The sequence below is a fragment of the Rhizobium sp. WW22 genome (assembly GCF_047041135.1).
Lineage (GTDB): Bacteria > Pseudomonadota > Alphaproteobacteria > Rhizobiales > Rhizobiaceae > Rhizobium.
In genome coordinates this window covers 959,581-972,265 of sequence record NZ_CP178199.1, presented here as the reverse complement: position 1 = coordinate 972,265, position 12,685 = coordinate 959,581, and the positions used below count along the sequence as shown (strand labels likewise).

11 protein-coding genes are annotated in these 12,685 nt (G+C 59.2%); 9 read left to right on the top strand and 2 right to left on the bottom strand.

Annotation, left to right across the window (positions count from 1 at the left end):
• Positions 1–19: 19 nt before the first annotated feature.
• The 7 genes from ACK83U_RS23460 (at position 20) to fhuB (ending at position 7,103) form a co-directional block, all read left to right on the top strand.
• Complete coding sequence (locus ACK83U_RS23460) at positions 20–1,339, top strand: lysine N(6)-hydroxylase/L-ornithine N(5)-oxygenase family protein (RefSeq protein WP_112610556.1); 1,320 nt, start codon at positions 20–22, stop codon at positions 1,337–1,339.
• The gene (locus ACK83U_RS23455) at positions 1,340–2,059 is read left to right on the top strand and encodes a 4'-phosphopantetheinyl transferase superfamily protein (RefSeq protein ID WP_112610554.1); all 720 of its coding nucleotides are present in this window, start codon (positions 1,340–1,342) and stop codon (positions 2,057–2,059) included.
• A 163-nt stretch (positions 2,060–2,222) separates the two neighbouring features.
• The gene (locus ACK83U_RS23450) at positions 2,223–2,813 is read left to right on the top strand and encodes a sigma-70 family RNA polymerase sigma factor (RefSeq protein ID WP_112610552.1); all 591 of its coding nucleotides are present in this window, start codon (positions 2,223–2,225) and stop codon (positions 2,811–2,813) included.
• 61 nt (positions 2,814–2,874) lie between these two features.
• Complete coding sequence (locus ACK83U_RS23445; protein WP_112611541.1) at positions 2,875–3,348, top strand: GNAT family N-acetyltransferase; 474 nt, start codon at positions 2,875–2,877, stop codon at positions 3,346–3,348.
• Between the two features lie 59 nt (positions 3,349–3,407).
• Complete coding sequence (locus ACK83U_RS23440) at positions 3,408–4,220, top strand: ATP-binding cassette domain-containing protein (protein WP_112611543.1); 813 nt, start codon at positions 3,408–3,410, stop codon at positions 4,218–4,220.
• 19 nt (positions 4,221–4,239) lie between these two features.
• Complete coding sequence (locus ACK83U_RS23435) at positions 4,240–5,115, top strand: iron-siderophore ABC transporter substrate-binding protein (protein WP_412475017.1); 876 nt, start codon at positions 4,240–4,242, stop codon at positions 5,113–5,115.
• Entirely contained in the window at positions 5,112–7,103 is a 1,992-nt protein-coding gene (gene fhuB / locus ACK83U_RS23430) for a Fe(3+)-hydroxamate ABC transporter permease FhuB (RefSeq protein WP_412475016.1), read from the top strand. Before ACK83U_RS23435 ends, fhuB begins: the two co-directional genes overlap by 4 nt.
• A gap of 133 nt (positions 7,104–7,236) precedes the next feature.
• Here fhuB and ACK83U_RS23425 read toward each other — a convergent pair whose 3' ends face one another.
• Positions 7,237–7,818, bottom strand: coding sequence for a dienelactone hydrolase family protein (locus ACK83U_RS23425; protein ID WP_112611547.1), 582 nt, complete (start codon positions 7,816–7,818; stop codon positions 7,237–7,239).
• 197 nt (positions 7,819–8,015) lie between these two features.
• Positions 8,016–10,205, bottom strand: coding sequence for a TonB-dependent siderophore receptor (locus ACK83U_RS23420; RefSeq protein ID WP_112611549.1), 2,190 nt, complete (start codon positions 10,203–10,205; stop codon positions 8,016–8,018).
• Positions 10,206–10,505: 300 nt separating this feature from the next.
• On the opposite strand from ACK83U_RS23420, the gene ACK83U_RS23415 reads away from it, so the two are divergent.
• Both ACK83U_RS23415 and bcsN read left to right on the top strand, forming a co-directional pair.
• On the top strand, positions 10,506–11,414 hold the full coding sequence (locus tag ACK83U_RS23415) for an alpha/beta hydrolase (RefSeq protein ID WP_112611551.1): 909 nt from the start codon (positions 10,506–10,508) through the stop codon (positions 11,412–11,414).
• Positions 11,415–11,662: 248 nt separating this feature from the next.
• The gene (gene bcsN / locus ACK83U_RS23410) at positions 11,663–12,646 is read left to right on the top strand and encodes a cellulose biosynthesis protein BcsN (protein ID WP_112611553.1); all 984 of its coding nucleotides are present in this window, start codon (positions 11,663–11,665) and stop codon (positions 12,644–12,646) included.
• The last annotated feature ends 39 nt before the right edge of the window (positions 12,647–12,685 follow it).

Genomic DNA, 12,685 nt, shown 5'->3' with positions numbered 1-12,685 from the left:
ATCATTCTGGAGCTGCATCATGACATCGCACGTGCTCGACCTCGCCGGGGCCGGAATCGGTCCCTTCAACCTCAGCCTTGCCGCTCAGCTCGATTCTATACCGCAACTTTCCGTCCGCTTCTTCGAACGGCGTCCATCCTTCGCATGGCATCCGGGAATGATGCTGCCGGGTGCGGAAATGCAGACATCCATCCTCAAGGATCTGGTGACGGCCACCAACCCGACAAGTCCGTGGAGCTTCCTCTCATATCTCGTTGCGCATAAACGTTTTTATCAGTTTCTCAATGCGGAATATGAAGCCGTTCCGCGCAAGGAATTCGCCGATTATCTCGGATGGGTCGCACGCGGGCTAACGTCGCTCCGCTTCGGCGCGAGCGTCCGGGAGGTCCATGCCAATGACGGCTTTTTCTCCATCGCCACAGACGATGGTGCGATCAGCGCTCGCAATCTCTCCGTCGGCGTCGGCAAGATAGCGTCTCGTCCGGCTTGGGCCGAACAGCTGCCGAAGTCCATGACCTTCCATAGCAGCGAAGCGACGCAACGTATCGGTGATGTCAAAGCGCCCCGCGTTGCCGTCATCGGCGGCGGCCAGAGCGGCGCCGAGATCGTCGATGCGCTCCTGGATCTGAACAGGGTTTCATCTATCCACTGGATTAGCCGCCGACCGAATTTCGAGCCGCTCGATGCGACGCCATTCACCAATGAGCTCTTCACACCAAGCTACATGGAGCGCTTCCACGGACTTCCCGAAGAGCTGCGGCTCACTCACACACGCAGGCAAGTGCTGGCGAGCGACGGCGTTTCCGCCTCCACCTTGAAGAAGCTCTATCGCCGGCTCTACGAGCGAAAGCTCGATGCTGCCAAGCACCCCGACCACAGCATATCGCTGCGCCCCTTCCGCAACGTCATCGCAGCCGAGCAGGATGGTCCCGAAATCACGCTGACCATGCGCAACGGCTTCGATGACAGCATCGAAACACTGACGGTCGACATGGTCGTTTTTGCAACCGGCTATCGCTTTGTGCTTCCGGAATTCCTGCATTCGCTCGAAAACCGCATCGAGCTCAGCTCCATCGGCGAACCGGTGCTGGAAAGCGACTTCTCGCTGACATGGGACGGGCCACGGGAGAACCGTATCTTCGTTCTCAATGCCGGACGCCATAGCCATGGCATTGCCGAGCCGCAGCTCAGCCTTGCCGCATGGCGCAGCGCGGTCATCGCCAACGCGTTGCTCGGCCGCCAGCATTTTGATCTCGATCAGCTCGATCCCATCGTACAGTGGGAAACGCACGGACAGCCGTCGAACCTTCCCTCTCACATGGGACAGGCAGCGGAATAGGTGAAGACGGGCCAACCGGGGGAAGAGACGGTGCAGGTGGAACTTCATAGCCTGCACCTATCTGACGGGCTTCCCGTACCGGACTCGATTTTGAGCGAGGCAGAAAAAAGCCGTGCCGCAGCGTTCAGATCATGCTCGGCGCGGCGCCTTTTCGTTGCCGGCCGGGTCCTGTGTCGAAGCGTCATCGCCAATCTGCTTGGCTGCGCCCCGCAAGCACTTTGTCTTGCGATTACCCCTTCCGGCAGACCCTATCTGCGCGATTACCCCGACATCGACTTCAATCTGTCGCACACGAAAGACCGCATAGCGCTTGCGATCTGCCGCGGCGCCCGCATCGGCATCGATATCGAGCGTCTCGATGCATTTTCGGAGAAGGAAGCCTCCGAGATCATGCCGATGATCCTTTCCGAACAAGAGCTCAATCAGGTGCATCAATTGGATGAACGACATCGCCGCGATGTTTTTCTCACCCGCTGGGTTCAGAAAGAGGCTGCGTTGAAATGCTTCGGCCGGGGTTTTCTGGTCGACCCGCACAGCGTGATGCTGACGCCGGGAAATACAACTTTAGAAGGCAGATGCCAGGTATCCGGCGAAGCGATATTCACCCATTCCGGCCGTATCAGCGACGAAGAAAGCGGGGATTTTCAGTGGGCTATCGCAACATCAAGGGCTGCGGCAAGGCCGCAATGGCGGCATCACAAAAGCGGGATTTTCTTCTAGATCTCATGAAAAATTGAAATAAAATCAGGTGGATAAACCTTGATTTAGGAGATGCTTCACTTTTCGACACCGCTATCTTGACTATCATTGTCATGTTTTATAGGTTCCTCTCAAAAAGAGGGGCACACAGAAATGCAACTTTGGATTTCAGCGAGAACCCGACATGATTGCCAACCGTTCGCAGTCGACTTCCAATGCGCAACTCCAAACAGCACTTCACGCCTATCCGAAGCTCCTCTCCGTCGCACGCAGGATCACAGGCTGCATGAGCTTGGCCGAGGATGTCGTGCAGGAAGTTCTCCTGCAGCTGGTCTCCAAGCCGCTGAACGAGGATATAGCGGCTCCAACGCCCTATGTGATGCGGATGGTGCGCAATCTGGCGACCGATCATGTGCGACGCCGGCAATATGAGCGGGGCCTGTTCGTCGAAGAGGAAGTGGGCGGCAATACCTCGGCCTATGGAAGCCCGGAGGAGCGCCTTCACGAGGCCGAGGCCTACAAGGCCTTCCGCTGCACGGTCGAATCCATGCCTGCCAGAACCCGGAAGTTCTACGAGGAGCACTATTTCGACGATATTCCCCAGAACATCATTGCCAGGGAGGCGGGCGTATCCTGCGCCCTTGTTTGCGGCCTTCTGCGAGAAGCACATTCGCGGTGCCTCGCCGCTATCTCGCTTGAGGCCGACCATTCTTGCGCTGCCGGCAGCGGCCACAGACGAAACCGAACAGCACGGGTGCGGGAGATGCGGGCCTGATGGCGGTTCACCGCCATCAGGCCCGCAAACTGCACTCCGTCGCCAGGAAAGGGAAAAGTAGATGCAGGAAGCCATCGAGATAACCGAATCCAAAGGCGCCATCTGTCGTGACATCATGACGGAATTGACCGATTGGTTTACCGACCCCGATGTCATCGATGCCTGCGCGGGAGCCGTGGAGGCCTTGCCGATGTTCGGCTGCGTCGAGGCGGATACTGTTGCCGGCTTCGTTGCCCTGCGCGCCCATCCGCCGGCCGCCATGGAGATTCTCGTGATAGCAACCAGGCGCCAACACCATCGCAGCGGTGTCGGCAAGCGATTGCTGGCCGCAGCCGAGACCTTCGCCCGCTCTTCCGATTGCAAGCTTCTGACGGTCAAGACGCTTGCGCCGCGCGGCAGGGAAGAACCGCAATATGAAAAGACCCGTGCCTTCTACGACAGAAACGGTTTCATACGCGCCGAGATATTCCCAACCCTCTGGCGCGAAAGCGATCCGTGTCTCTTCTTCGTCAAGCCACTGACCTCGATCAACTAACGCATCGCTTACCGGCGACCGGAATTTTAGGGGGCCGGTGGGCTTCAGCAGGAATGATAATGAAAAACGATAGGATCACCGGAAAAGATCAAAGTCACGCAACGGTCTTCGCGACGGAAGGCCTGCGTTTCGAGGTCGACGGCAAAACCATTCTTCATCCGCTCGATATCAGCTTCAAGGCGGGCGAGATTTCCGGTCTGATCGGCCATAACGGCTCCGGCAAATCCACGCTGATCAAGATGCTTGCCAGACAGATTCAGCCGACCGGCGGCCGTATCCTGTTCGATGGCGTTGCCGCCGGCTCCTACGATATGCGCGCCTTTGCCCGCGCCGTCGCCTATCTGCCGCAGGACACCTCATCGGCGGCCGGCATGACCGTCGAGGAACTCGTCGCCTGCGGGCGCTATCCCTGGCACGGTGCGCTCGGGCGCTTCACCGATGTCGACCGGGAAAAGGTGGAAACAGCCATGAAGCTGACGCATGTCGATACATTGGCAGGCCGCGTGGTGGATACGCTCTCCGGCGGCGAGCGCCAGCGTGTCTGGATCGCCATGCTGGTCGCGCAGGACAGCCGCTGTCTGCTGCTCGACGAGCCGACATCGGCGCTCGACATCGCCCACCAGATGGAAATCCTCGGGCTCGTGCGCGAGCTTTGCCGGACGAAGGATCTGAGCGTCATTCTCGTCCTGCACGATATCAATGTCGCGGCACATTTCTGCGATCATCTGCACGCGCTGAAGCAGGGGCGCCTCATTGCAGCGGGGCCGTCGCCGAGCCTCATGAAGGCCGAAACGCTCAATACGATCTACGGCACCAATATGGGCGTCACCGCCCATCCCGTGCATGGAACGCCGCTTGCCTATGTCATCTGAAAGCAGCCTCGAGAACCTGATGCTTTCGCGACGCACGCTGCTTGCCGCCGCGGCGTTTTTTGCCGTTCCGCAAGCGGGAGTGGCTTCAGGAACCATATCCGGCCCGATCGTCTCCCTCGATTATGGCCTGGCATCAACACTGCTGGCGCTCGGCGTCACGCCCGCCGCCATCGCCTCGCTTGCCGATTGGGACACATGGGTCGTCGAACCGAAAATGCCCAATGGCGTCGTCGATCTCGGTACCACCAGCGAGATCAATCTCGAGGTCTTGGCAAGCGTCAAGCCGGCACTGATCCTGACGACGCCCTATCTTGCGCCTTTGAAACCGCAACTGGAGGCAATTTCGCCGGTCCTGGAACTGACGATCTATGCCGAAGGCGGGGAAGCTTTGCCACGCTCCATCGAGGCGACGCGCCGACTGGCCGACGCCATCGGCCGGCGGCAACAGGCGGAAGAATTCCTTGCCCGGTCGGAACAATTCTTCGACGACTGCGCAAACCGCGTCAAAAAGCTCAACCCTCCGCCGTTGGCGCTCATTAATTTTGTCGATCCGCGCCATGCTCGCATTTATTGCGGCGCAGGCCTCTACCAGAACGTCATGACCAGGATCGGCCTCAAAAACGCCTGGACCAGGCCGGGCGACTACTGGGGCTTCGAGACGATCGGGCTGGAGCAATTGGCGACGCTCGATCAAAGCCTGCGCCTCATCGCATTCGAACCGCTGCTCCCGCCGAATGTCCTCGACAATCTGCAGGATAGTCCCCTGTGGACCAGCCTGCCTTTCGTTAGGGACGGGCGCGTCTCCGTGCTGCCAGGCACCTTGATGTTCGGCATGGTGCAGGAAGCGGAGCGCTTCGCGCGCATATTGCTTGACCATCTGGAAACATTCGCATGATCCGCACCGAAGCAAATAACGGCCTCGGTGCTCCAGCCGTGGCGCTGACGCTGTTCGCGCTCGCCAGCCTGCTTGCCTGGCATCAACTGGCGCCGGACCTTTCACACTTGTTCGAGCAGAAAGCAGGCTACGACCCGCAACGCCTGCTATTCATCTATTCGACGCTGCCGAGGATCGTCACCGCCTTGCTGGCGGGTGCCGCGCTCTCGCTGTCGGGAAGCCTGCTGCAGCAGGTACTGCGCAATCCGCTCGCCTCGCCCTCCACGCTCGGCATTTCGGCCGGCGCCAATCTTGCGCTTGTTGCCGTCATGCTTGCCTTTCCCGCTCTTCAGGGTCTCAGCCGCGATGCCGTTGCCCTGTTCGGCAGCGCCGCCGCGGCGGCAGTCGTTTTCCTGATCGGCGCAAGACGGGGTTTCTCGCCCTTGTCGCTGGTGCTTGCCGGCTTGATCGTCGGCGTCTGGAGTGGAGCGCTTGCCGCCGTTCTCGTTCTGATGAACGATCGCTATCTCTCCGGCCTCTTCATCTGGGGCGCCGGATCGCTGGCGCAGCAAAGCTGGACCATTCCGCTTTCCCTTCTCCCGAAAATCGCCACACTTTCCATCGCGGCCTTGCTGATGGCGCGGCCTTTGGGGCTCATGGACCTAGGCGATAGCGGCGCGAGCGGACTTGGCCTGTCGGTCAAGCGCACGCGCATTGTTGCCGTTTGCATCGCAATTGCGCTTGCCGCGATCGTCACCAGCGCCGTCGGCGTTATCGGCTTCATCGGTCTCATCGCGCCGCGCATCGCCCAGCTTGCCGGCGCTAGACAGATGAAGAGCCAGCTCATCTGGTCACCCCTCATCGGCGCGGGCTTATTGCTACTGACCGATGAATCCCTCGTGCTGCTCTCCGGGGCTTCTTCGACCTTCCTGCCGACAGGCGCTATTACTGCACTGCTAGGCGCACCGTTACTGCTCCTGATGCTGCCGCGTTTGAAGGCCGTGCAGCGCAGCGCGCCCTCTCCCTCTCAGAATGCGAGCCGCGCCTTACATACGCCGCGCGTACTCTTGCTTGCATCAGTTCCGGCGCTCATCCTTCTCCTGGCCGGTGCGATCCTCTTCGGGCGCGCACCGGATGGCACATGGACGCTGCTCGCCTATCCCCATTGGCCCGACGTGCTGCCCTATCGTCTGCCGCGTATCGCCGGTGCCTTTGCTGCGGGCGCGATGTTGGGCGTCGTCGGCGCCGTCCTGCAACGGCTCAGCGGCAATGAGATGGCAAGTCCGGAAGTTCTGGGTATTTCGGCAGGCGCTACCCTCGGCGTCACCGCCGCTCTCTTCCTTCTGCCTGCTCCCGGCATGGCCGCCCAACTGGGCTTCGGCGGTATCGGTGCCTTCGCCGTGCTCATCGCCATCTTCCTATTCGGCATCCGATCCGGTTTTGCGCCGGAACGAGTACTTCTGACGGGCATCGCGCTGGGCGCCATGCTGGATGCCTTCATCAGCGTGCTGGCCGCGAGCGGCGATCCGCGCGCTATGATCGTCATGCAATGGATGAGCGGATCGACCTATCTCGTTGGTACATCAAAGGCAATCTCTGCGATGATGGCAGCAATAGCAGGCCTTGCGCTTGCCTTTCTGGCTCATCGCTGGCTCGATCTGCTGCCGCTTGGGGCTCAGGCGGCCCAGGCAATCGGCATTCGCGTCAACCTTGCCCGCGCCTGCCTCTTTGCCCTTGCCGCAGCCATGACCGCGGCCGCCACCCTTGTCGTCGGGCCTTTAAGCTTCATCGGCCTCATGGGGCCGCATCTGGCGCGAGAGCTTGGCTTGCGACGCGCGGCTCCCCAGCTTATGGGTGCAGCACTCGCCGGCGGCAGTCTCATGGTGCTTGCGGATTGGTTCGGCCGCATGATCGCCTTTCCCTACCAGATGCCAGCCGGCTTGGTTTCCGCGCTCGTCGGCGCCCCGCTGCTGCTGATATTGCTGATGAAGCGGCGACGGGCGGCATAGTCTCACGTAGCGGGCGATCCCGAGCGTGGCATATATGCAAACGGGATGTTTGCCGGCCGAAGGCGGGCAGATTGCTTGCGTCGCTGCACGACCACTTTTGGGAACCAAGTTCAAACCAAAACACTGGCTTCGATCAGACGCGATCCAGGAACTCAAGTACTCGGCTCGTCAGCAGCGCAGTTGCACCCGCATCATAAGACGGAAGCGAACTGTCGGCGAAATAGTGCTGATCGCCGGGATAAAGGAAAAGCTTCGCGTCCTCGACCTTCGCCACAATCTCCCGGGCGGCATCGATATCACCCTCGCCTACGAAGATCGGGTCGTTTTCCATCCCGTGAATCTGGACAGGCACGCCATCTGGCCAAGGTCCGAAGGCCCATTCGCCACTGATCGGCAGGCAGGAATGGAAGAAGAGAGCTCCTCGCGCTCCGGGCCGTGTCTGGGCCAGCTTCTGCGCAGGCAGCACGCCGAACGAGAACCCGGCATAGACGAGCGCAGGAGGCAGATCGTCAGCGACGCGAGCACCGCGCTCCCGCATATCGTCGAATCCAACACCGCCGATATAGGCGAGCCCCTCTTCGATGCTTTGAAAAGTGCGTCCATCGAATAGGTCAGGCGTGTGCACGATGTGACCGGCACCCCGCAACTCATCAGCGAATGCTCGCACACCCGGGGTCAATCCCTGTGCGTGGTGGAACAAAAGAACCTCAGCCATACGGAACCTCGCGATGGGATGGTCGGGTACATTTTCTGCTAGCTACAGCCTCATCGCCGCATCGGCAAGAATGCGGGTATCTTGCAACAGGCTTAGGCTGCAAATTAGCCTTGCTGACAGTAAGGTCGGGTTCAGCCGACGAAAGGAAGCTATCGGGGTGGAGCGGGCGCCGCACAGAATACGGCGCCCCGATAAGCTTACCAGCGATACTTCAACGAGGCCGTGATGTTACGGCCCTGCCCGAGGTAGCAATAGCCTTCGTTGCAGACCGTCAGGCGGCGATTGGCGATGTTGCGGACATCGACGCTTGCAACCAGGCCCTTATATTTCTGATCGACCGCGCCGAAGTCGTAAGATACGGCCGCATCGAGATAGACGCTTGCATCATTCTTGTCGGTGTTGGCCGTGCTGGTGTAGGTCTCGCCGGTATAGCGGATGCCGGCGCCGACGGTCAGGCCCTTTGCGGCAGAATCATCCTGGAACGTGTAGTTCGACCACAGGCTGGCAATGTTTTGGGGCGTTACGGCCGGTGCGTTTCCAGCATTGTCACCACGCGTGATTTCGGAGTGGTTATAGGCATAGGCGGCAACCACATCCCAGCCATCGGTGATGTTTGCCCTGGCTTCCAGTTCGATCCCCTTATTGGTCACTTCACCGAGCGAGGCATAAATGCCCATCAGCGGATCGACGAGAACCGGCTTGTTCTTCTCCACCAGATGATAGGCAACGGCCGAAAGCAGAATGTCGGTGCCTGGCGGCTGGTATTTTACGCCGAGCTCGTACTGTTCGCCCTTGGTTGGATCGAGAATACTGCCGGATGCAGACCGCTGTGTGACCGGATTAAACGAGGTGGAATAGCTGGTGAAGGGTGCAATGCCGTTGTCGAAGAGATAGAGCGCACCAGCCTGGTAGGAAAATGCATTCTTGTTGAAGCTGTCTTTGGTTGTCGTATCAGTGGAGACAATGGTGGTGTCGGTCGACTGCTTCACCCAGGTCTGGCGCCCGCCGAGTGTGAAGCGCCACTTGTCGAGTTCGATCTGATCCATGGCATAGGCGCCGAACTGCTGCAGGCTGGCGTCAACCCGGCTGAAATTATAGGCCGGCGTCGGACCCGATACTCCGTACGTCGGATTGTTGATATCGAAGTCATAGGCGGGGCTGGTCGTCGCATCCATCCCATAGGCGAAGGAATCGCTCATGCGGGTATAATCGAGACCGAACAAGACGGTATGAGCAGCCGGACCGGTTTCGAATTTGGATTCGAGCTGGTTGTCGACCTGGAAGACGTTCATTCTGTCGCCGATCGCCGTCGCGCCGCGCTGGGCGACGTCTCCGACCCAGCCGAGGGTACTGAGATAGCGTGACTTCAAATCCAGATGAGAGAAACGAAGATTCTGGCGGAAGGTGAAGCCGCCGTCGAATTCGTGTTCGAACTGATAGCCGACCTGCTGCTGCTTGGTTCTCTGATAATCGTAATCCGGGTCGCTGTCGCGATAGTCGAGAACATTGCCATCAGGGCCGATCATGGCGCCGACATTGGCATCCGTTTCCGTCGATTGCGCCGAGCCATAGATGGTGATTTTCGTCGTGTCGTCCGGCTTCCAGGTGAAGGACGGCTGGATCAGATAACGATCGTCGGCGATATCGAAATTGGTATCGCCCTTTCGCGCCAGGCCGACGATGCGATACAGCATACTGTCATCGTCCTGATTAACCCTGCCCCCAAAATCGAACATCGTCTGGGCACGATCCGATGTTCCATAGAGAACGCCGACTTCCCTGATCGTCTCATCCGTCGGCAGTTTCGATATTTTGTTGACAATGCCACCCGGTGATCCCGCGCCATAGAGCACGGATACCGGTCCCTTGATGATCTCGACGCGGTCGAGCGCATAGGGATCCGTCCGGAACATCGCATAATTCATGTAGGGCTGACGCAGCCCGTCGCGATAGTCGCCGTCGGTCGTAACATCATTGCCGCGAATATAGACCTGATCGAAGCGCGGATCGAAGCCATAGGAGCCGGTCTGGACGCCAGCCGAATAACGCACCGCCTCGACGATATCCTGAGCGCCGCGCTGCTCGAGCTCCTCTTTGGTCACCACCGATAGGGAACGAGGCGTCTCGAGGATCGGCGTATTGATCTTGGTGGCGCCCCTGCTCTTCTTTGCCGCCACGGTCGTGTTATCGCTTGCGTCACTCGACTGGCCGCTGACGATGATCGGCGCGAGCTGGGTGGCATTTCCATTGTTCGCATCGGCCGCAGCATCTTGCGCGAAGGCATTTCCACTTAAAGCAAACACTGTCGCAAGTGCGGTGACGCCGCTTGCAAGATGGAATCTCTTTCGTGTCAAATTACTGATATAATTATGGGATTTCTGCTTCATAAGCCCTTTGCGCCTGCCCGTTTCGGAAATAGATGGCGCAAATTAGTTCGCAGGCGCAGCCGGCGTCAAGAATACATGAGTACAAGAGTCATATTTTTTATTCGTTTCCACTCTAATGTTGCAGAATGGCCCCGATGGCCGAACACCGAATTGCGGAGGGCACCTGAAAATTACGCTTAGCAAAGCATTCGGCCCGCTTGCCAGATCGCGCCACCAATAATATGAGACTTTTCATCATCTTTCTGCAAATATCGGCGCTGTTATTCCGGCGCCCCACATGATCGGTCAGCCGGAGAGGCCATGTCTCATACATCATCACACAATGCCGCTTCCATTCTGGCGCAGGCCACCCTTCCCAGCTGCACATTCATTGACCTGAAGTTTGACAATGCCGATCATCCGCACAGGATCTTTCTCTATCGCCCGGACAAACCGGCACCGCCGGAGGGTTGGCCGATCCTATACCTGACCGACGGCAACGCCTGCTTTGCGACCGCCGTCGACGCGCTGAAGGTGCAGGCGAGCTATCCGAACGGAACCAATGTCGCGGAAGGCGTCATCGTTGCCATCGGCTATCCCACGGACGAGCCATATGACCCGCTCCGCCGCTCCTGGGATTTGAGCCCGCCGCCCGGACGCGTCTATCCGCCGTTCTTTCCCGATACGCCGGATGTAAAGACCGGGGGTGCTGAACGCTTTCTGGCGCTCATCGAGGACGAGCTCAAGCCTTGGATAGAGCGGCAAGCTCGGATCGACCGCTCGCGCCAGACGCTTTTCGGCCATTCGTTTGGTGGCCTTTTCACGCTCTACGCGCTGTTTTGCAAACCCGATGCCTTCAGCCGCTGGATTTCCGCAAGCCCGGCGATCTACTGGGAAGATTCAGCAATTCTTTCGATGGAGAGAGAATTCCTCGACAGTTACAAAGAGCCGCTCGATACGGAACTGCATCTTTCCGCCGGTCAGTATGAAGGCGAAATCCTCGCGCCCTTCCATAAAGGTACCGCCGACGAGCAAAAACGTCAGGAGCGTGCGAAGGAAACGCGCACGATAGAACTTGCCCGCGAGATGGCTGAGAGATGGGGCAAACTGGTGTCATCCACAGGAACGATCACCTTTGAAGTATATGCCGAAGAGAACCACATGTCGGTCCTTCCGGTCGCGCTGAACCGGGCCGTCCAGATCGCATTTCGAAGAAAAAAATCATTCTGAACTTCATAGGCTTGCCGCCTAAAGTTCTAGCCTCTTCTTAGGAAAAATATCGTGCTCCGTGCATTCGGCACGATGGAGCGCGTTGGCTGCGCATTTCTGGCTTCTTCCGGCACTCCAATGGGCGAAATTAACCGTCGGTTAACCATAATCACGTTTATTTGCTATAGTGAATACAAGGACTTGATTCCAACGATCGTCGCGCAATTTGCCGATGAATGTGACGACACAGAATTGCCGCGATCTAAGAGATGCATTTTTCAAAGACGATAGCATTGATGATACTGGCCTGCATCGGCGCTGGTTGCTCCACAACCGGCCAGGTTCACCAATCGATCGGCGTGGAAACGGTCACAAGCGACAAGGCGCTGGCATTTCCGCCACCCGGTGGACCAGCGATTATAAACGTGGTCGAGCGCCGGCATGGCAAGGATGTCGAGCAGACGATCGCACTTTCCACCTCGTCTTCCGTCTCAGGCCAGAACTTCCTCAAGGTCCAATTTCAAGGCATAACAGGCCCCAATCCGGGATTTGGGAGCCGGCCGTTCGATACGATCAGTGACCGGGTGATTTTTCGCGAAATGGCGGCCGCAATACCTGGCGTTCGGCTCGCGCGCTCGGCAACCTTCGTCCAGAACAGCTACGGGCCGTTCGGCTATGCTTCCGGCCAGAGCCGGGCCGGCGATACCTGTCTTTATGCCTGGCAGCAGGTGAAGGCCGGCTTTGCGCCACAGCAGGAGCAGCGCAATTTCGGCATGGTGCAGGTCCGCATCCGGCTCTGCGACGCCCATGCGAGCGAACGCGAGCTATTGAGCACGGTCTACGGTTATACGATCGCTGGCCATTTTGCCGGCGCCGCGCTCAATCCTTTCGGTGCACCGCGCGGTGCTGATGCTGCTCTCGGCAAGCCCGGCGAACCGGTCTATCCCGACGCGGCACCCTACCGCACTGCGCCGATCAGCATCGGCTACCAGCCCGCCCCCGTCACAATGCGCCCGACAATCAGGCGCCGGCCGGTCGTGATCCAGCCTCAGCCGCAGGCGGGACCAGCGCTGCCGCCGATGATCGGACCGCGCGTACCGCTGCCGGATGGTGGAAACGAGCCCTCCCAAATCAATGGCGGAAGCGGCGCGAGTTCGTCGGCCGCACCACTGCCGGCAAATACTGCAAGCAATATCGTCGTGCCTTTACCGGACTGTAACGGGGCAACTGGCATATCTCAGGGGTGCCGCTAGCAGCGGTTCCGCTTGGGGACGCCAGGATGGCGTCTGGCA